Origin of the sequence: Streptomyces sp. GDS52 (assembly GCF_052246875.1) — a bacterium.
Classification (GTDB): domain Bacteria; phylum Actinomycetota; class Actinomycetes; order Streptomycetales; family Streptomycetaceae; genus Streptomyces; species Streptomyces cathayae.
This window is the reverse complement of sequence record NZ_CM125966.1, coordinates 717,777-737,155: the sequence shown is the minus strand read 5'-3', so window position 1 is coordinate 737,155 and position 19,379 is coordinate 717,777. Positions and strand designations below refer to the sequence as shown.

15 protein-coding genes are annotated in these 19,379 nt (G+C 71.5%); 6 read left to right on the top strand and 9 right to left on the bottom strand.

Annotated elements, in window-relative coordinates:
• The first annotated feature begins 231 nt into the window (after nt 1–231).
• Nucleotides 232–882, top strand: coding sequence for a YceI family protein (locus ACTWJ9_RS03390; protein WP_443295178.1), 651 nt, complete (start codon nt 232–234; stop codon nt 880–882).
• A gap of 368 nt (nt 883–1,250) precedes the next feature.
• Nucleotides 1,251–3,305, top strand: a complete 2,055-nt coding sequence (locus ACTWJ9_RS03385) for an NPCBM/NEW2 domain-containing protein (protein WP_387034642.1) — start codon at nt 1,251–1,253, stop codon at nt 3,303–3,305.
• 227 nt (nt 3,306–3,532) lie between these two features.
• Here ACTWJ9_RS03385 and ACTWJ9_RS03380 read toward each other — a convergent pair whose 3' ends face one another.
• Nucleotides 3,533–3,739, bottom strand: a complete 207-nt coding sequence (locus ACTWJ9_RS03380) for a hypothetical protein (protein WP_279332531.1) — start codon at nt 3,737–3,739, stop codon at nt 3,533–3,535.
• 334 nt (nt 3,740–4,073) lie between these two features.
• Here ACTWJ9_RS03380 and ACTWJ9_RS03375 point away from each other — a divergent pair, with 334 nt between their 5' ends.
• Nucleotides 4,074–5,444: a PASTA domain-containing protein gene (locus ACTWJ9_RS03375; protein ID WP_443295177.1), complete on the top strand. Its 1,371-nt coding sequence runs from the start codon at nt 4,074–4,076 to the stop codon at nt 5,442–5,444.
• Between the two features lie 54 nt (nt 5,445–5,498).
• On the opposite strand, the gene ACTWJ9_RS03370 is transcribed toward ACTWJ9_RS03375, so the two are convergent.
• The gene (locus ACTWJ9_RS03370) at nt 5,499–6,710 is read right to left on the bottom strand and encodes a globin domain-containing protein (RefSeq protein WP_279332528.1); all 1,212 of its coding nucleotides are present in this window, start codon (nt 6,708–6,710) and stop codon (nt 5,499–5,501) included.
• Nucleotides 6,711–6,958: 248 nt separating this feature from the next.
• Here ACTWJ9_RS03370 and ACTWJ9_RS03365 point away from each other — a divergent pair, with 248 nt between their 5' ends.
• Nucleotides 6,959–8,371 (top strand): DEAD/DEAH box helicase, encoded by a 1,413-nt coding sequence (locus ACTWJ9_RS03365; RefSeq protein WP_443295176.1) that lies wholly within the window; start codon nt 6,959–6,961, stop codon nt 8,369–8,371.
• Between the two features lie 81 nt (nt 8,372–8,452).
• Here ACTWJ9_RS03365 and ACTWJ9_RS03360 read toward each other — a convergent pair whose 3' ends face one another.
• Genes ACTWJ9_RS03360 through ACTWJ9_RS03340 form a run of 5 tightly spaced genes read right to left on the bottom strand, consistent with a single transcriptional unit; the run spans nt 8,453 to nt 12,630 of the window.
• Entirely contained in the window at nt 8,453–9,028 is a 576-nt protein-coding gene (locus ACTWJ9_RS03360) for a hypothetical protein (RefSeq protein WP_279332526.1), read from the bottom strand.
• Nucleotides 9,025–10,428 carry a hypothetical protein gene (locus ACTWJ9_RS03355; RefSeq protein ID WP_387034637.1) on the bottom strand — a complete coding sequence of 468 codons (1,404 nt, stop codon included), beginning with the start codon at nt 10,426–10,428 and terminating at the stop codon, nt 9,025–9,027. Before ACTWJ9_RS03355 ends, ACTWJ9_RS03360 begins: the two co-directional genes overlap by 4 nt.
• Complete coding sequence (locus ACTWJ9_RS03350) at nt 10,425–11,258, bottom strand: ABC transporter ATP-binding protein (RefSeq protein ID WP_443295175.1); 834 nt, start codon at nt 11,256–11,258, stop codon at nt 10,425–10,427. Before ACTWJ9_RS03350 ends, ACTWJ9_RS03355 begins: the two co-directional genes overlap by 4 nt.
• On the bottom strand, nt 11,255–12,073 hold the full coding sequence (locus ACTWJ9_RS03345) for a zf-HC2 domain-containing protein (protein ID WP_443295174.1): 819 nt from the start codon (nt 12,071–12,073) through the stop codon (nt 11,255–11,257). Before ACTWJ9_RS03345 ends, ACTWJ9_RS03350 begins: the two co-directional genes overlap by 4 nt.
• Nucleotides 12,070–12,630, bottom strand: coding sequence for an RNA polymerase sigma factor (locus tag ACTWJ9_RS03340; protein ID WP_279332522.1), 561 nt, complete (start codon nt 12,628–12,630; stop codon nt 12,070–12,072). The genes ACTWJ9_RS03345 and ACTWJ9_RS03340 overlap by 4 nt, the downstream gene beginning before the upstream one ends.
• Nucleotides 12,631–13,047: 417 nt before the next feature.
• Between ACTWJ9_RS03340 and fusA the strand changes: the two genes are divergently transcribed.
• Entirely contained in the window at nt 13,048–15,114 is a 2,067-nt protein-coding gene (fusA, locus tag ACTWJ9_RS03335; protein ID WP_443295173.1) for an elongation factor G, read from the top strand.
• 124 nt (nt 15,115–15,238) lie between these two features.
• On the opposite strand, the gene ACTWJ9_RS03330 is transcribed toward fusA, so the two are convergent.
• Both ACTWJ9_RS03330 and ACTWJ9_RS03325 read right to left on the bottom strand, forming a co-directional pair.
• Nucleotides 15,239–15,796: a pyridoxamine 5'-phosphate oxidase family protein gene (locus ACTWJ9_RS03330; protein ID WP_279332520.1), complete on the bottom strand. Its 558-nt coding sequence runs from the start codon at nt 15,794–15,796 to the stop codon at nt 15,239–15,241.
• A 166-nt stretch (nt 15,797–15,962) separates the two neighbouring features.
• On the bottom strand, nt 15,963–17,807 hold the full coding sequence (locus tag ACTWJ9_RS03325) for a coagulation factor 5/8 type domain-containing protein (protein ID WP_443295172.1): 1,845 nt from the start codon (nt 17,805–17,807) through the stop codon (nt 15,963–15,965).
• A gap of 252 nt (nt 17,808–18,059) precedes the next feature.
• Here ACTWJ9_RS03325 and ACTWJ9_RS03320 point away from each other — a divergent pair, with 252 nt between their 5' ends.
• Nucleotides 18,060–19,376, top strand: coding sequence for an ABC transporter substrate-binding protein (locus ACTWJ9_RS03320; protein WP_279332518.1), 1,317 nt, complete (start codon nt 18,060–18,062; stop codon nt 19,374–19,376).
• The last annotated feature ends 3 nt before the right edge of the window (nt 19,377–19,379 follow it).

Here is a 19,379-nt window from a genome sequence, read left to right as displayed (position 1 = left end):
CCGGCCGGAGGCGCCGGGGAGATCGTCGCCGTGGCGCGGGCTGAGGGCAGCCCGCGCGGAATCCACACCGCATCCGCGCCCGGGGCCTCGGCACGGCCCACGGCGGACCACCGAAGATCTCAACTTGAGAAAGAATCCGGACAAGATCGTTTTGATGTGTCCTGCACCTGTTGAATGGCGGTCTCCTGAAGCCGCGTACGCGGATGTCATGAACCCTCACCGGGAGATCTGATGGTCCTCCGCTCTCTCTTCCGCAACGCACGGTCCGCCGACACCGAGCCGACCCCGTCACCGGCCCCGACGACGGGTACGGACGCCCGGACGTCCAACGCCGCCCCCTCCCGGGCCCAGCTCTCCGGGGAGTGGATGTTCGACCAGGCGCACAGCACCATCGGGTTCGCCGCCCGGCACGCCGTGGTCACCCGGGTCCGGGGGAGCTTCACCGACTTCGACGGCTGGCTTCGCCTGGACGGTGAACGACCGGAAAGCTCCGGAGCCGGGGTGGTGATTCGGACGGCCACCGTCGACACCCGCGTCGCGCAGCGCGACCGTCACCTCCGCAGCGCCGACTTCCTCGACGTCGAGCGCTACCCGACCATCACCTTCCGCAGCACCTACATCGAGCAGGTCGATGACGACCGCTTCCGGATGACGGGCGCCCTCACCGTCAAGGGACGCACGCATCCGGTCATCGTCGACCTCCTCCACACGGGCCTGGTGGTCGACGCCTTCGGCGTCGAGCGGATCGGCTTCGACGGCACGGCCGTCGTCGACCGCACTCAGTGGGACCTCACCTGGAACGCGATGCTGGAGACCGGTGGTCTGATGGTCAGCGAGAAGATCGAGCTCGAGTTCGACATCTCGGCGGTCCGCGCGCCCTGACCGCGCCCGGCGCCCCGGGTCGCCGGGCGCGGTCTCAGCCTCCTCGGCCGACCATCACCGGTCCCCGTAGTCCTCCACCAGGTTGCCGATGGGCGAGAGCAAGTCAGGGAGCTACGCGTGGTGTTCGCAACCGTGTGCGCGCAGCGGCCGACCGCGGACTGTCACTCGTCGCGATGGTGAGTGAAAACCAAACAAAATTGAACACGCTGGCTGGCGTCAAGGGGGTAATTTCAAAATCGGTCAACCTGACTCGTAACTGGACGCCCATTGTTGAACCTCTTCCGACAAAGTTGCACACCGCGTAGTCTCGTCGCCCAGCAGTAGCACCAGGGGAACGATCCAGGACGCCAGGCGAGGGAGACACGTAGATGGCTCACTTTCCCGGGTGGAGAGCCCGGTCCGGCACTCTCGTACGCACTGCGGTGGCCACGCTCGCCGCTGGGCTGTTGTGCGCCACCGCGCTCGGCTCGCCGGCGTCGGCCGCGGTGACTCCGGAGGAACCCCGTGCCGCCGCAACGGCCCCGGGGGACAGTGACGACCACCTGGCGCTGACGCCGCCGATGGGGTTCAACAACTGGAACTCGACCCACTGCAGAGCGGAGTTCGACGAGGAGTTGGTCAAGGACATGGCCGACCTCTTCGTGGAGAAGGGGCTCAAGGACGCCGGCTACGAGTACGTCAACCTCGACGACTGCTGGGCCCTGCCCCAGCGCGACGCCGACGGCAAGCTCGTGCCCGATCCGGAGCGGTTCCCCCACGGCATCAAGGCCGTCGCCGACTACGTGCACGGCAAGGGCCTGAAGTTCGGCATCTACACCAGCGCGGGAACGAAGACGTGCAGCAGCATCGGCTTCCCCGGCGCACTGGGCCACGAGTACAGCGACGCCCAGCAGTTCGCCGACTGGGGTGTCGACTACCTCAAGTACGACAACTGCAACAACGAGGGCGTGGACGCGAAACAGCGCTACACGACCATGCGCGACGCGCTGGAGGCCACCGGGCGTCCGATTCTCTACAGCCTCTGCGAGTGGGGCGAGAACAAGCCCTGGGAGTGGGCCAGGGGCGTCGGGCAGTCATGGCGCACCACGGGGGACATCAGTGACGACTGGGACTCCATGCTGTCGATCATGAAGGCGAACCTGGCCCTCGACGAGTACGCGGGACCGGGCGGCTGGAACGACCCGGACATGCTGGAGGTGGGCAACGGCGGCATGACCGACACCGAGTACCGCACCCACTTCTCGATGTGGTCGGTCATGGCCGCGCCCCTCCTCATCGGCACGGACCTCCGGTCGGCGCCCCAGTCGGCCTTCGACATCCTCTCCAACGAGGAGGTCATCGCCGTCGACCAGGACGAGCTGGGCAAGCAGGGCAAGGTGATCGGTTCCGAGGACGGCCGCTGGGTCGTGGCCAAGGAACTGGCCGACGGCAGTCGCGCGGTGGCCCTGTTCAACGAGAGCGACCGGCCGCAGCGGATCTCCACCACGGCGCGTACGGTCGGCCTGCCGCACGCGGCCGGCTATCGGGTGCGGGACCTGTGGGAGCACCGCTCCACCCACACGGCGGGCGAGATCTCCGCGACCGTGCCCGGACACGGAACCGTGCTGGTGCGGGTGGCCCCGGACCGCGGCTGGGCCCAGCTGCCGCCCGCCGTGGACTCCGGAGTGGACGGCGTCGCGATCACCGAGGCGGGTGACAGCGCACGGCTCACCGCGGTGACCGCGAACCTCGGACGCCGCCCGGTGCACTCCGTCTCCCTCGCGCTGACCGGCCCCACGGGGTGGCGGACGAAGGCGGAGTCCCGCCCCGGGAGCCCGCTGCTCCGTGGGGGCGCGGAGTTCCGGACCACGTGGCGAGCGAGGGTTCCGGAGGGCACCGACCCCGGTACCTACGAGCTGAAGCTCACCACGACGTACCGCACGCCGTCCGGGCAGGAGATCCGTTCCCTCTCCCCGGTCCAGGTGAAGGTGTCCGTCGCGCCGGAGGACGGCACCACCTACCTCAGCGACCTCACACCGCTGTCGACGGCCAACGGCTGGGGGCCGGTGGAGCAGGACCGGAGCAACGGCGAGAAGGCGGCCGGTGACGGCGGGACGCTCACCATCGGCGGCCGCACCTGGGACAAGGGCCTGGGCGTGCACGCCCACAGCAGCGTCGAGTACTTCACCGCGGGGCGCTGCGAACAGGTCACGGCCCTGGTCGGTCTCGACGACGAGACGGGGACACGCGGCACCGTCGCCTTCGAGATCCGCGCCGACGGCGAGCGCGCGGCCGCCACCGGCCTCCTCACCAACTCCCAGGACGCGCAGCAACTCACCGCTGACGTGAGCGGTGCCCGGACCGTCACACTGGTCGTCACCGACGGCGGCGACGGCAACGAGTACGACCACGCCGACTGGGCGGACCTGAAGATCACCTGCTGAGAACTCCGGTGGCCGGACCCTCCGTCGGGCCCGGCCACCGTCTGCTGCCTCGCAGGGCTCGCTCAGGGACGTGCGGCGCCTTCGGCTCGGAAGTGGAGTGATGGGCCCCAGGAAGCCCGCCACTGGTTTGCTATGGGCATACTTCGAAGCCGCCCCTTCGCACCATGTCCCGTCTGACTCGAGGGTCGAAGTTCCGGCGACGCAGCAAGCGTTGACGAGCCGAGCAGTCAACCGACCTTGCGGCGGGGAAAGAAGCGTCGCCGCAGGCGGTCGCCGAGTTCACCGACGACAATCACAAACGCGGCGCCCGCCGCGCACTCCCCCAGACCCATCGGCTGATCGGTAACCGCGCCCAGAAGCGCAAAGGCAGCGGTAACGGCCGCCCACCACATGGCCCACAAGCTGATCAGAACCCACCAACGCCGTCTCTTCACGGCCTCACGATACGTCTCCCGGTGCTTCCGGTACGGCGGCTTCGCCTGAGCCTTCGCGTCGGCGGGTGGCACGGGCCGCTGCCGCGTGCCGGCGGGGTGAGCAGGATGGCTCCGGGAAATCGGCGCAGGTCACGGGTGCCTTCGGTGAGTCCTGCCGGTGTCCGGGTCCGGATCGGCAGCCGTTAACATCTGCATTTGTCGGTAACTGTCGCGCAGTGCCTCTCGCACGGCGTCCGGCGGTGCGGGACGTGTCTTCGTGCAGGGGCGACGTACCGGCTTCCGGGGCTCACAGCTCGACACGTCCGGAGAACTTTTCGAAAGAGCTGGAGAACCGTTGTCCGATCTGTTGGCCAAGGACCGGCGCACCGCCGAAGCCGCCGCTGGTGAGAGTCTCTCCCTGTCCGACGACCAGGCGAAGGCGCTGTTGGGAGAACTGGGCCCACAGGAAGACGTCCGGGCCGTCTACCGCAACGGCTGGGGCTGGGCCGTGCTCACGAAGAACGACCTCGTCCTTCTGCGGGGTCTTGTGAGGCCCAGGGCGATCCGCGTCCCCGCGCCCCTGCGGATCTCCCGCCGTACCTACGGCATGTTCCGGTCCGTCGAGGTCCTCGTCCACGGGCATCCGCACAAACTGTGGGGCTCGAAACTCGACCCGAGGGGCGAGCTCCTCGTGGCCACGGGCGAGGTTCTCCCTCCCGACTCCCCCTTGCGCCCAGGCCGCGGAACACGGTTCGCCACCTGGATAAGCCGACACCCTGTTTTCGTCTCCGTAGCGGTGATCGGATTCCTCTTCGCCAACCTGGGTCCGGGCTCCGGCGAGAAGGAGGCCGTGGTCCAGAAGCCCGAGCCCGCTCTGACCGTCCCCGACTTCAAGGCGACCCCTCTCGCCGTAGCGGCTGTGTCGGCCGGCCGGCATCCGTGGAAGACGGTGTCGGCAGCCGACGCCTCCTCCGACCAGCGGCCGGTGAACACCACCACGAGCGGCTGGCAGGTCTGCTTCCAGAGCCCGGCCCGTGACGAGACGGTCCGTCCGGCAGCCAGGACGCTGACCCTGTATGCGGTTCCGAAGCAGGAGCAGTGCCCGACCCGGCTGCACGGCCCCCGCCGGATCGTCATGCCGGACCTCGTCGGCGAGCAGGCCGACGATGCTTCCCGTGCTCTCGGCGACCTCGGTCTCGAGCGCGTGATCTACTTCCACGCCCACACCGGCAAGCGTCTGTACGACGGGCTGGAGGAACTGGCCGACTGGCAGGTGTGCAGGCAGCAGCCGGAGCCCGACACCGAGGTCTCGACCGGGACGCAGATCGACCTGTGGCTGATCGGCCCCAGCGACCCCTGCGCCAAACCCAAACCGAAACCGAAGCCCAAGCCGGAGCCAAAGCCTGAACCGGAGCCTGAACCGAAGCCCGAGCCCAAACCCGAGTCGAAGCCGCGACCGCAGCCCTCGTACGGCACCGGCTCGAGCGGCGGCACCACAGGCGGCAGCGGCAGTGGCGGCTCGTCCGGCGGCGGTTCCACCGGCGGCGGTTCCACCAGTGGGGGTTCCTCCGGCAGTTCGAGCGGCGGCACCGGAAGCCGGACCGGTGTCCAGTTCGGTCAGTACTGTTCTCCCGTCGGTGCCGTCGCGACGACCACCGACGGGCGGCCCGCGAAGTGCTTCATGGGCAAGGACGGCAACGCCCGGTGGGGATACAACTCCGGGTGACCGCGGAACGACTCCCGGCCCCTCTCCTGCCGCAGCCCGCCGCCGGCACGACGGTCAGTCCAGGTCGGCCTGCCACAGGTCGGGGCCGAAGATCTCGTACTGGATGTCGCGCGGGGCGATTCCCTGCTCGATCAGGCGGCTCCGTACGGCCTGCATGAAGGGCAGCGGGCCGCACAGGTAGTAGAGGGCGTCGTCGGGGACGTCGACGGCGGACAGGTCCATCTGTCCCTCGAAGACGCCGGTCACCGGTTCGAGGCTGTGCGCGCCCTTCTCGTACCAGAGGTACATCCGCGCGTCCCGCAGTGCCAGCACGTCGTTGACCACCTGCCGCCGCAGCGGGAAGGACGCCTCGTCGAGGTCGGCGTGGAGAAGGGTGATCGACAGCCCGGAGTCGGCCGCGACCAGGTGCGACAGCATGCCCGCCATGGGGGAGACCCCGATGCCCGCGCTGGCGAACACCACCGGACGTCCCGAGTCGTCGAGCACCACGTCGCCGTACGGCAGCGACAGCGTCAGGTCGTCGCCCACCCCGACGGAGTCGTGCAGCAGCGCCGACATCTCGCCGTCGGGGTCGCCGCCCTCGCCGCGCACCCGCTTCACCGAGAACTGGCGGTGCTCGCCGTCGTCGGCACGGGTCAGGCTGTACTGGCGCGGCTGGAGCTTCCCGTCGGGCATCCGCATCCGGACGGTGACGTACTGGCCGGGCAGGGAGGTCTTCACCAGGCGGTCGTCGTTCCGCTTGACCACGAAGGTGACCACGTCGTCGGTCTCCTTGATCTTCCGCTCCACCCGCCAGTCCCGCCAGACCGTCTCCGGCCGGACCCCGCGGGCGCTGTAGAGGCCGCGCTCCTGGTTGATCAGGGCGTTGGCCATCAGCCAGTACACCTCGTCCCAGGCCGCGGCGACCTCTGCGGTGACCGCGTCGCCCAGGACGTCGCCGATCGCCCACATCAGGTGGTCGTGGACGATCGGGTACTGGTCCGGGCGGATGCCGAGCGAGGCGTGCTTGTGGGCGATCCGGCTCAGCAACTGCTCCGGCACCCGCTCCGGTGTCTCCACCAGGGTCGTCGCGAACGCGGCCACCGAGCCGGCCAGGGCCTGCTGCTGGTGGCCGTGCGCCTGGTTGCCGCGGTTGAAGACGCCGTCGAGGAGTTCGGGATGCGCGGAGAACATGTGCCGGTAGAAGCGCTGGGCGATCTCACCGATGTGGTCGGCGACCACGGGGAGTGTGGCGGTGATGACGGGGCGGGAGGTGTCGGAGAGCATGCGGCTTCCCTCCAGGTCGGCGGGGGTTCCTGGCCCGCTCCAGGTACCCGGCACCTCCTGAGTGACACGGCCTGCCGGCGGCCGGAGCCGCTCGGAGGGCGCGGGTGCCGGTGCAGGGGGAGGAATCGGCGCCGGAGGCGCATTCCGGGCCGCTGATAAGCTGTGCCCGCGCTTCACTGCACCGGGGCCCGTACCGAACGGTACGGGCCCCGGTGCGCTCCGGGCGCCAGACCAGGAAGGTGCCCCTCATGAACGCGAAGCCGTTGGCCTCCGGACTCTCCGGACTCTCCGGGGGCGGCACGCCCCCGCGAGTGACAGCGCCGCCGGGGGCGACCCCGGCCGCGTCCTTCGACGCGTTCGGGCTGCCGCCGGAGCTGGTGGAGACGATGGGCGGGCTCGGGGTGACGGAACCGTTCCCCATCCAGGCGGCGACGCTGCCCGACGCGCTGGCCGGCCGTGACGTCCTCGGGCGGGCGCGGACGGGGTCCGGCAAGACGCTGGCCTTCGGGCTCGCTCTGCTCGTCCGGACGGCGGGCCGGAGGGCGGAGGCGAAGCGGCCGCTCGCGCTGGTCCTGGTCCCGACCCGGGAGCTCGCCCAGCAGGTGAGCGACGCCCTGGTGCCGTACGCGCGGACGCTGAACGTACGGCTGGCGACGGTGGTCGGCGGGCTGTCGATCAACCGGCAGGTGGCGGAGCTGCGGAGCGGCGCCGAGGTGGTCGTCGCGACGCCGGGGCGGCTGGCCGACCTCGTGTCGCGCCGGGACTGCCATCTGAACCACGTTCGGATCACGGTGCTGGACGAGGCGGACCAGATGTGCGACCTGGGGTTCCTGCCGCAGGTCTCGGACATCCTGGAACAGGTCCCCGCCGACGGGCAGCGGCTTCTGTTCTCGGCCACGCTCGACCGTCACGTCGAGCAGTTGGTGCGGAACCATCTGAACGACCCGGTCCACGCGTCGGTCGACCCCGGGGCGGGCTCGGTGAGCACCATGGACCACCACGTCCTGACCGTGCATCCCGCCGACAAGTACGCCACGGCGACCGAGATCGCCGCCCGGGACGGCCGGGTGCTGATGTTCCTGGACACCAAGGCGGGCGTCGACCAGTTCACACGTCATCTGCGGGCCGCCGGCGTGCGGGCCGGTGCCCTGCACAGCGGCAAGTCGCAGCCGCAGCGCACGCACACGCTCGGCCGGTTCGCGGACGGTGACCTCACCGTGCTGGTGGCCACCAACGTCGCGGCGCGGGGCATCCACGTCGACGCGCTCGACCTCGTCGTCAACGTCGATCCGCCGGCCGACCCCAAGGACTACCTGCACCGCGGCGGGCGCACCGCGCGGGCCGGACGGTCCGGGACCGTGGTCACCCTGGTCACTCCCGCCCAGCGGCGCGAGGTGAACCGGATGATGTCCGACGCCGGTGTCCGGCCGACCGTCACCCCGGTGCGCTCCGGCGAGGCGACGCTGACCGCCCTCACCGGTGCGAAGCGCCCGCCGGCCGGGACGAAGGCCGACAGCGGCAACGCGCCCTTCCGTGGGCTGGGCAGCCGTCCGGGCGGTTCGGGCGGTTCGGGCCGTCCGGGCAAGGAGTCCCGCAAGGTCGCCGAGGCCCGCAAGGCGGCGGAGGCCAGGGCGGCGGCCCGGGTGCGCAGGGGCCGCTGAACCAGGCTCGGAACGCCGGAGCGGCGCGCGCCGGTATCACCCGCACCCGACATCATCGGCTTGACGGCGGGCCCGGTCCGGTCACCGTCTCGGGCCCGCGACGGCGTAGGCCGTGGTGCCGGCGACCGTGAGGGCCAGGGCCGTCCAGGTGCCCGCCGCCGTGCCGGGTGGCAGCAGTATCCAGGACGCCACCTGCGTCGGCACACTCGTCGGGGGCGGGGCGAAGAACGCGAACGAGAGCCAGGCGAACGGCGGCGTCCACGCGTACTGGCCGCCCGAGAACGCCGCGCCCAGGGCGGCCAGGCCCATCAGGCCCGCGCTGTCCCGGACGACGAACGCGGTGGTGGCCATGGTCTCGCCCATGGCCCGCACCGTCAGCAGCACCGTGCCGACGACCGCGCCGGCGAGCAGCACGTGCGCCGCTCTGCGGGGCACCCAGCGGATCGAGGCCGTCCGGTCCAGCGCGAGGTCCTGCCCGCTGAGCCCGATCGAGGCCGCCATCGCCCCCATGGCGAGGACGAGCGCGGGAAGTCGCAGATCACCGGGCTCCTCGCCCCCGTTCCGGGAGAGCGCCCACGCCGCCACCGCGCTGATCACCACCGTGGCGAGCGACGCGGGAACCTGACGCGAGCGCGCGTACAGCGTCAGCCATCTCACCGGGACGCACCGCCGGACAGGGCGTCGAAGGCGTCGCCCCTGCCCTCGCAGGAGAGCGCGGCGGCGCGCATCGCGTTGATCCGCGAGAGCTGCTCGGCCCGCGGCAGCGCCGTGAGCTCCTTCCACACCGGACGGGTCTCGGCCTCGACCTCGCTGCGCAGACTCGCCGACTCCGTGCCGGGAAGCGGCCTGAGGTCCCCGAGGACCCAGCCCACCGCGACGGCCTGCGCGAAGTCCTCGCTCCCCCAACTGCTCCAGCCCACGGGGGTGCACCCCGGCACCATGGCTTCGGCGATCAGGGCCCGGGTCAGCTCCTCGCCCTGCGCGGCGGCGATGATGCCGTCGTCGAAGTCGAAGAGCACGGTCTCGCCGGACCACTGCGGCACGGTGCCGTCCGGCAGTACGGCGGTGTTCTCCCGGACCGAGACCGGTGCCCGGTCGCCCAGGGCGCCGTGCAGCAGGCGCAGTGCCTCCTTACCGGGACCCGCGAGGTCGGCGAGTCGTGCCCGGTGCGTCTTGGTCACGCACACCGGGCCGTCGCACACCAGCTCCGCGGCGGCCTCGTCGACGACGTACATCCGGCGCGGGTCGGAGGGGAGGACGAGCAGGGCGAGGACCGCGCCCGCCAGGACGGGCGTCAGGGCGACCAGCCGGGCGCGCCGGGTCATGGCGACCAGTAGCGCGAAGCCGGTCGTGGCCATGCCGAGCAGCCAGATCGTCTGCCCGACGTGTACGGGGGCGGAGAACGTGACGAGTACGTCGCGCACCTCCTCCACCGCCGGTGACAGCAGCGAGACGCGGTTCGGCTCCGTGCTCGGATACCCCTCCTGCGTGACCGTCTCCGTCCGGCCCAACGACATGTGCATGAGGGCCGTGAACACGAAGGCACCCATGGCCAGCGCGGGCGGGGTGAGCGCGGACGGCAGGGCCCGCCCGGCTCCCATGCCCAGCACGGCACCCGCGACGAGGGACAGCGCCCCCACCAGCGAGATCGGCAGCCACCCGAGGTGCGTGTACTCGGTGTGGGCGACCACCTGGACCGCGCCCACGAGGACGAGGAGCATGAAGGCCGAGGCCAGGGTGATCGCCGTCGTACCCGCCGATACGGCCGCGCGGTGCCAGGCGGGTCGCGGCGTGGTCGTCAGCAGCTCCGGCATCTTCGAGCGGTGGTCGCGCAGACCCTGCAGCGCCCCGAGCCCCACGGCCAGCGGCCACAGGTAGAACAACAGGCTGCGGGTCCACATGGCCAGGGACGTCCACTGGGCCGTCCACGCCGTGGTGCCCCTCCACCACGAGGCGTCCACCAGGTACAGGAACGCCAGCGCGCTCGTGAAGACCACGGCGCCGGCCCACGGGGCGACGGAGCGCCTCAACTCGATGCGCAGAACACGGGTGTTCACCAGGTGCCCCTTTCCCGGACGGGACCCTGCAGCAGCGCCGAGTAGCCACGCTCCAGAGGGCTGTCGCCCACGTGCTCGGGGCCGCCCGCCGCGGCCAGCTCGTCCGGGGTGCCCTGGAAGACCAGCCGGCCCTCGGCGAAGAGCACCACGTCGGTGCAGGCGGCGGCGACGTCCTCCACCAGATGGGTCGAGACGAGCACACAGGTGTCCGTGCCCAGCTCCTGGAGCAGTTCGCGGAAGCGCAGCCGCTGCGCCGGGTCCAGGCCGACCGTCGGCTCGTCCAGCAGCAGGATCGCCGGGTCGTTGACGATGGCCTGGGCGATGCCGACCCTGCGCACCATGCCGCCCGAGAGGGCCTTCATCCTCTCGTCGGCGCGGTCCGCCAGCCCCACCCGCTCCACGGCGCGCTGCACCGCCGCGGGGATCTCCGCCTTCGGCACCTCCTTCAGCCACGCCATGTACTCGACGAACTCGCGCACCGTGAAACGCTTGTAGTAGCCGAACTCCTGCGGCAGGTAACCGATCCGGCGGCGCAGCGCACGGTGCCCGCCCCTGCCGTCGGCGGACTCGCCGAGCAGCTCCAGGGTGCCCTCGGTGGGGCGCAGCACGGTGGCCAGGGTCCGGATGAGGGTGGTCTTGCCCGCCCCGTTGGGACCGAGGAGCCCGTGGACGCCGGTGCCCAGCGACAGGTCGAGGCCGTCGACGGCCATGCGTTTCCTGCCGACCCTGACCTTCAGCCCGGTGGCCCGGATCTCCCAGGCGTAGGCCGTCGGTGCGAGGTCGGCCGCGCTCACGGCGGACGTCATGTGGTGTTCCTTTCCGATGGTCATCGAGTAGCTCCCGGCACGGAGTACGCGCCCCTGCGGGCGATCACGACACCGGTGCCGAGTGCGAGGAGCAGCCCCCACACGGGCAGGCCGCCCGTCTGCAGGGCGAAGGCCGTACGGCTGGTGGCCAGGGTCGGCGCCACGACCACGGCGGCCCACACGGCGGCCAGTGCGACAGCGGCGCGGGTCACCCCGATGGCACCGCCGAGCGCCAGCGTCGCGGCCGTCAAGGCCAGACAGGGCAGCAGCCACTGGGCCACCATCACCCCCGTCACCCATCCGCCCACCAGCAGCGCGGGGACGACCACGCCGAGCACGGACGCGGTGCGCCGCAGCACCAGGGGGAGACCGGCCCTGGGCGCCGAGGACGTCAGTTCGTACGCCGGGTCCAGACCGCGCGACCAGGAGGCCGCGACGCCCAGCACGGGCAGGACCGGCGCGAACAGCAGCACCAGCGACACCTCGCCCGAACCGGTGCCGGCCAGGTCGAACAGCAGGGCCAGCAGCACCACACCCACGACCATGGCCAGCCACGGCACCATCGTGGGCGTCAGCCACCTCGACAGCCGCGCCGACCGGCGCCGTCCGCGCGGCATCGTGGCGGTGACCGCCAGCCGGGGTTCGAGGCCGGACCACACGGTGCCGACCAGCGCCGCCACGGCGGGCGCCTCGGTGCCGACGGCGGCGGACAGCCGGTCGCGGCACACCCGGCACGTCTCCAGATGGGCCTCCACGGCCCACACCTCGTCGGCGGCGAGGTCCGTACCGCCGCGCGCGTACCCCTCGACGATCCGCGTCGACGGATGTTCCCCACTCACGCCAGCGCCCTCCTCATCGCGATCCGGGCCCGGCGGGCACGGGTCTTGACCGTGCCCTCGGGCAGCCCGAGCAGGACCGAGGTCTCCCGGACGGACAGCCCGTCGAGCACCATGGCCTGCAGTACCTGTCTCAGTTCCGGCGCGAGGCACCGCAGTGCGTCCCCGACCTCACCGCCGACGGTCGCCGCGAGCGCCTCCTCCTCGGCGGCGGGCGCCGCGCCGGGCACGGCGGCGGCCGGCGGCGGCTCCGCGTGGTGAGCCCTGCGCCGGAACGCGTCGACCAGGCGGCGCGCCGCGATCGTCCACAGCCAACCGACGGCCGTCCCGCCGACCGCGGCCCCGGCGAACGCGCCCGCCGCGCGCCACACCGCCAGGTAGGTCTCCTGCATGACCTCCGCGACGATCTGCTCGTCCGCACACCGGCGGCGCAGCCGCACCGCCAGCCACGGCGCCGTACGCCGGTACAACTCCTCGAACGCGGCACGGTCGCCCTTCGCCACCAGCCGGACGAGACGTTCCTCGTCCACCTTGTGCAGTGCTGCCCTGACTGATCTCACACCCGCTAGACGCCCGAGCCGCGCCGCGGGTTTTCCCCCCGACGTGATCCCCGTCACACGGGAAAACCCGTGGCTCCGCCCACCCGGCCCTCCCTACACTCGGCAACGAGCAGGCGCCGCCTCGACGGAAGGGCGCGCCTTCGAGACCGTGAGGGGAGTCCGGCCATGCGTGACCACACCGCCGCGGCCGTTCTCCGGACCCGGTCCGTCCGCTCCGAGGTGCTCCTCGTGTCCTCGGCCGTCCGGTGCCCGCTGCGCGGCCGGCACCGGATGCCGTGACGAGACCGAATCATTGACGGGCGGCCACGTCGCATTGTCGTGACGGCTTTTGGGCACCCCTGTGCCTCCGTCGCCCGACCACGGGTCTCGTCCGGGAATCGCGCTGTCCTGTCACAGAACACCGAAAGGTCACGGGCCATGCGCGACCTCCTGCACGCCGACCCCCTCGCCACCGTCCGCAACCTCGGCATCCTCGCCCACGTCGACGCCGGCAAGACCACCGTCACCGAGCGGATCCTGTACGCCACCGGCACCACGCACAAACGGGGCGAGGTGCACGACGGCACCACCGTCACCGACTTCGACCCGCAGGAACGCGACCGGGGCATCACGATCTTCGCCGCCGCCGTCAGCTGCACCTGGGACGGTCACCGCATCAACCTGATCGACACCCCCGGGCACGTCGACTTCGCAGACGAGGTCGAGCGCTCGCTGCGCGTCCTCGACGGCGCGGTCGCGGTGTTCGACGCGGTGGCCGGCGTGGAGCCGCAGAGCGAGTCGGTGTGGCGGCAGGCCGACCGGCACGGTGTACCGCGCATCGCGTTCGTCAACAAGATGGACCGTGCCGGTGCCGAACTGGACGCCGCCGTCGCCTCGATCCGCGCGCGACTGCACCCCGCACCCCTGGCGGTCCAGCTGCCGATCGGTACCGAGGACACCTTCACCGGCGTCGTCGACCTGATCCGCATGCGGGCGCTGACCTGGACCGACGACGGTACGACGGCCCACGAGGGCCCCGTGTTGGACGACCTCAGGGAGGAGGCCCGCCGTCGGCGCCGGACGCTGGAGGAGGCCGTCGCCGAACTGCATCCGGGCGCGCTGGAGGAGTTCTGCGACACGGGCGCGCTCAGCACCCGTACGCTCACCTCCGCCCTGCGCGACCTCACCCGCAGCGGCGAGGGCGTCGTCGTGCTGTGCGGCTCGGCCTACCGCGACCGGGGCGTCGAGCCCCTGCTGGACGCCGTCCTCGCCTACCTGCCGTCCCCGCTCGACGTGCCGCCCGTGCGCGGGACGCGCGACGACGGCACCGGTGAGCAGGACCGCCCCGCCGACCCCGGGGCACCGCTGGCCGCCCTCGCGTTCAAGGTGAACGCCACGTCCACCGGACGACTGACCTATCTGCGCCTGTACTCGGGAACGATCGAGAGGGGAGACACCGTGTGGGACGCGACCGCCCGCCGCACCGAGCGCATCGGCCGCATCCTGCGGGTCCGGGCCGACCGGCACGCCCCGCTGGACCGGGCGGTCGCCGGGGACATCGTCGCCGTGGCCGGGCTGAGGTCCGCCCGTGCCGGATCGACCCTGTGCGCACCCTGCGCCCCGCTGGTCCTGGAACCTCCGGGGGTCGCCGAGCCCGTCGTCTCCGTGGCGCTCGAGGCACTCCGGAGGAACGACACCGGACGTCTGGCGTCGGCACTCGCGCGGCTCGTCGAGGAGGACCCCTCGCTGGTGGTGCGGACCGACCCGGAGACCGGTCAGACGGTGCTGTCCGGCATGGGTGAGCTGCATCTGGAGGTCGCGGTGGAGAAGATCCGGCGTGATCACGGGATGGCCGTCAACGTGGGCCGCCCCCAGGTCGGTTACCGGGAGGCCGCCGGCCGCGGCGTGTCCGGGTTCGTCTTCCGGCACGTCAAACAGGACGGCGGGGCGGGCCGGTTCGCCCACGTCGTGCTCGACGTCGAGCCGCTGGGCGTCCCGGGCGCCCCGGGCACCGGGTTCGAGTTCCGCTCGGCCGTCGTCGGCGGGCGCGTGCCGCAGGAGTACGTCCGCGCGGTCGAGGCCGGCTGCCGGGACGCCCTGGCCGAGGGGCCGTCGGGCGGTCATCCGGTGACCGGGCTGCGCGTCACGCTCACCGACGGGGCGACCCATGTGAAGGACTCCTCGGACACCGCCTTCCGCACCGCCGGCCGGCTCGGTCTGCGGGATGCCCTGCGGTCCTGCGCGATGGTGCTGCTGGAACCGGTGGTGGAGGCCACCGTCACCGTGCCCGAGGAGACGGTGGGCGGGGTGCTCGGCGATCTGGCCGCACGCCGCGGCCGGGTGACCGGCTCGGCCACCCGGTCGGGCAGCACCGTCGTCACCGCGACGGTGCCGCTGGCCGAGCTGTTCGGCTACGCGACCCGCCTGCGCAGCCGCACCCAGGGCCGCGGCACCTTCACCACCCGGCCCGTCGGCTACGCACCGGCACCCGTCCCGGCACGGTAGCCGCAACGCCGTCCCGCGCCCGCGCCGGCCGGCAGGACGGTGGCCCCTTCCGCACCCACACGTGGAGGGGGCCACCGCCGCAGGCACACGGCGGCACACGGCGGCGCGCCGTTCGCCCGCTTGCTCAGAACACCCACCGGGTGTGGCTGTACACCCCGTCGTCCCGGCCGAAACCGTACGCGGTGGCCGGGGCCACCGCGAACACCACCGCGTCCCCCTTCCGGAACGTCTCCCCGAGCCCGTGGAAGGTGCCCTCGGGGGAGGTGATGTGCGGTCCGTACTTGGCCTCGTACGCCGCGATCACCTCTTCCAGCAGCGCCGGATCGGTAACCGGTCTCGCCTCGCCCTCGACCACCAGGTCGAGCCCTTCGGTGAGCGAGTTCGCGCCGGTGGTCAGCACGCAGTGCGCATCGTGTGCGAGGTTCCTCGCCTTCTGCTCCCCCCGACCGGTGGAGAAGTACAGCACACCGTCGTGCCAGGCGGCGATCACGGGCGTGACGTGCGGCCTGCCGTCGGGCCGCACCGTGGACACCCAGAAGATCTCCGCCGCCTCCAGTCGCCGCCGGGCCTCGGCCCACTCGGTGGCGGTGACGTCCGCGGCACCCGGGCGGGGATTGAGCGCGGAGCTGTAGCGGGTGTCGAGTTCGGTCGTGGGGTACCGCGCGGACTCCGGCAGGGGCATGGTGGATCTCCTTTCTTTCCACCCGTAACGACGTACGGCCCGCGCCGGAACCATCGGTACGCCCGTCCGTGTCCGTGGCGAGTCGGTCGCCGCGTCCACAACCGGCGCCGTCGCGGTGCGCGCTCCGACCGCCGGCTCCGCCCGGAGCGCGCACCGCACACCGGGGTCAGGGGTAGGACACCACCTTCGACGGCACGGTCTCGGTGCCCGAGGTCGGTGAACCCGTGTCGTTGATGACGCACTCGTACTGCCCGTGGCCGCTGAGCGACACGACCAGCAGGTGGTGGAAGCGGACGCCCGGGCGGTTCGGGGCGGCGAAGCCGTGGTGCTGCACGATCGACGGGTTCACGTTGTAGTAGCAGTAACTGCCCATGCCCCAGCCCTCGTGGGTGGTGACGTGGTCGCCGACCTTGTACGCGGCGTAGCCCTTGATCGAGCCGTTCTGGACGGCGGCCTGGTTCGGCGCGTCGTAGGCCTTCTCGTTCTGGAAGAAGATCGTGCGCCCGCGTTCGCCGTTCCACTGGACGTCGTACTTGTTGAAGTGTTCGACGAACAGGCCGGTCGCCAGGACGTCGTGGCCGTTGACGACGACGCCGTAGTCGCAGCGGTTGGTCTCCCAGCCGACGCCCTCGCCGTGGTCGGCGCGCCAGATCCAGGTGTGGTCGACGATGGTGTGCCGGGCGTTGACCACCATGCTGGTGGTCGCCTTGCCGGGGCCCGCGCCGCCGATCCGGATGAACACGTCCTGGACGGTGATGGGGTCGGCCGAGTGGTCGCGGGAGGCACCGTCCGGGCCGATCTCCACCAGGGTGCGGGAGTTGACCGGCCCGGCGTCGACCAGGAAGCCGGCCAGCCGTACGCCGTCGACGTCGGCGACCTTCAGGGCGGTGACGCCGTTGCCGGGGATCAGGGTGGCGTAGCCGAGGCCGAGGACGACCGTGCCCGCCCGGTTGACCCGGACCGGCTGGTCGACGTGGTAAATACCCGGCGTCAGCAACAGGTTGAGGCCCTGGTCGAGTGCCTGGTTGAGGGTGGCCGCGGAGTCGCCGGGCCTGGCGACGTAGAAACGGTCCAGGGGCAGGGATGTGCCGCGCGGGGTGCCGTTGCCCCAGCTGACACCGCGTGCGTCACGGCGCAGCGCGGGCAGGAAGACGCGGTAGTCGGCGCCGTTCAGGTACAGGAACGGCTTCTCGCGGGAGAGCGGAGTCCGGTCGAGCGTGGTGTACGGCGGCTCCGGGAAGCTCTGCGCGGGGGCGCCCTCGACACCCGAGAACACCATGTTCCACACGGCGTTGGTCCACCCGCCTACCGAACTGTCCCGGGTGTACCACTGCTGCTGCGAGTACGGGCCGACCGTGCCGTCGATCCGGCTGTCGGCGATGTAGCCGCCGCTGGCCCAGCCGTAGCCGTCGGGCGCCAGGTTGAGGCCGCCGCGGATGTGCATCCGGCGGAACGGGGCGGCCTGGGAGACCGCCCAGCGGTTGGTGCCGTTGACCGGGACGAGGGCCAGGTTCTCCGCCGAACGCCAGAAGTTCTGGGTGGCGTTGCCGTCGAACCAGCCGGCGTCGACCGTCACGTCGCCGTTGATGGTGGTGTCGTCGGGGGAGAGGCCGAGGCCCGAGATCGAGGTGTAGAAGCCGAGTTGGGCGTTGAGTCCGTGGTAGGTGCCCGGTGTGAAGAGGAACTGGTAGCGGCCCGGGCCGAACTGGTCCGATTCCTGCCGGGCGAACACCTCGTCCAGCTTCGCCTGGATGCCCGGTGTGGACGGGTCGAAGACGATCACGTTCGGACCGAGGTCGCCGCCGGCCCGCAGCCGGCGCGGCTTTTTGGGCTTCACCGCGGCGGAAGGGGCGGCCGGCGCGGCGGGGGTGCCCGGTGCGGCGGAGGCCGTGGTGGTCAGCGCGGCCAGCACGGGGGCGGCGGCCGCGGCGCCGAGGACGGCCCGGCGCCGGACGGCGGGGCGGGGGCCGTCGTCGGAGGACGGCTGGACGGAGGGGGAGTCGGAGATCATGGGGGCTCTCCTGGTTCAGGAAGTGAACGGTGTGGGGGAGTGGGGAGCGCTCTTTCGCCGCTGATGGTTCATCCGTGGAACAGATGAGTCAAGAGGCGCGGCAAGAGTGGGGTGACTCCGTCCAAACCCTTGACGTGCCGCCTTCGGAGGGTTTAACTCACGTCCTAAATTAAGCCATGAGTCGCCGACCTCGCCTTCCTTCTCCGCTTCTCCGCTTCCTGCCCGCACCCCCGGAAAGGCACATCAGGAGCCATGCGCAGTATCCGAGCCGCGGCCACCGGCGCCGTCATCCTGTCCCTCGCACTCACCGCCTCGGCCTGCGGAGGCGGTTCGAGCACGGGCGGCGGGTCCGGCGGCTCGCCCCAGGAGCTCACGTACTGGGCCTCCAACCAGGGCGCCAGCGTCGAGATCGACAAGAAGGTGCTCCAGCCCGAGCTGGACAAGTTCGAGAAGCAGACCGGCATCAAGGTCAAGCTCGAGGTCGTGCCCTGGTCCGACCTGCTCAACCGGATCCTCACCGCGACCACCTCCGGCCAGGGCCCGGACGTGCTCAACATCGGCAACACCTGGTCCGCCTCGCTCCAGGCGACGGGCGCGCTGCTGCCGTGGGACGCGAAGAACTTCGACAGGATCGGCGGCAAGGACCGCTTCGTCGACTCCGCGCTCGGCTCCACCGGCACCGAGGGCCAGGACCCGGCCGCCGTCCCGCTGTACTCGATGGCGTACGCCCTCTACTACAACAAGCAGATGCTCGCCGACGCGGGCGTCGACGCCCCGCCCGCCACCTGGGACGAGCTGGTCGCCGCCGGAAAGAAGGTCTCCAAGGACGGCAAGTGGGGGATCGCCATGGAGGGTTCGAACCCCTCCGAGAACATCCACCACGCCTTCGTCCTCGCCCAGCAGCACGGCGCCGACTTCTTCACCGCCGACGGCAAACCCGACTTCACCAACGACGGCGCGGTCACCGCGGTCAAGCAGTACGTCGACCTGATGGCCAAGGACAAGATCATCGCCCCGGGCAACGCCGAGTACGCCCAGAACCAGTCCGTCAGCGACTTCGCCAAGGGCAGGACGGCGATGCTGCTGTGGCAGTCCGCCTCCGCCAACCTCACGTCCCAGGGCATGAGCGAGGACGACTACGGCATCGCCCCCGTGCCCGTGCAGTCCGGCACCCCGGGCGCGGGCAAGCAGGTCAACTCGATGGTCGCCGGCATCAACCTGGCCGTCTTCAAGAACAGCGGCAACCTCGACGGCGCCACCGAGTTCGTGAAGTTCATGACGAGCGACGCCGAGCAGAAGATCCTCAACACGGCCTACAGCTCCATCCCGCCGGTCAAGGCGGCCCAGGAGGACCCGGCCTTCAACTCCCCGGCCAACGCCGTCCTGAAGGACACCCTCGCCACCAGCGCCGTGGCGCTGCCGCAGGTCCCCGACGAGTCCCAGTTCGAGACCGCCGTCGGAACGGCGATCAAGGACCTGTTCGCCGACGCCGCCGGCGGCCGCGAGGTGACCACCGGCTCGGTCGAGGCCGCCCTCACCAAGGCCCAGCAGCAGATGCCCGAGAAGTGAGCC

Bases quoted from the DNA above. Each gene is read 5' to 3' on its own strand.
- ACTWJ9_RS03390 (WP_443295178.1), top strand. From the start codon at position 232: ATGGTCCTCCGCTCTCTCTTCCGCAACGCACGGTCCGCCGACACCGAG.
- ACTWJ9_RS03385 (WP_387034642.1), top strand. From the start codon at position 1,251: ATGGCTCACTTTCCCGGGTGGAGAGCCCGGTCCGGCACTCTCGTACGC.
- ACTWJ9_RS03370 (WP_279332528.1), bottom strand. From the start codon at position 6,710: ATGCTCTCCGACACCTCCCGCCCCGTCATCACCGCCACACTCCCCGTG.
- ACTWJ9_RS03365 (WP_443295176.1), top strand. From the start codon at position 6,959: ATGAACGCGAAGCCGTTGGCCTCCGGACTCTCCGGACTCTCCGGGGGC.
- ACTWJ9_RS03350 (WP_443295175.1), bottom strand. From the start codon at position 11,258: ATGACCATCGGAAAGGAACACCACATGACGTCCGCCGTGAGCGCGGCC.
- fusA (WP_443295173.1), top strand. From the start codon at position 13,048: ATGCGCGACCTCCTGCACGCCGACCCCCTCGCCACCGTCCGCAACCTC.
- ACTWJ9_RS03330 (WP_279332520.1), bottom strand. From the start codon at position 15,796: ATGCCCCTGCCGGAGTCCGCGCGGTACCCCACGACCGAACTCGACACC.
- ACTWJ9_RS03325 (WP_443295172.1), bottom strand. From the start codon at position 17,807: ATGATCTCCGACTCCCCCTCCGTCCAGCCGTCCTCCGACGACGGCCCC.
- ACTWJ9_RS03320 (WP_279332518.1), top strand. From the start codon at position 18,060: ATGCGCAGTATCCGAGCCGCGGCCACCGGCGCCGTCATCCTGTCCCTC.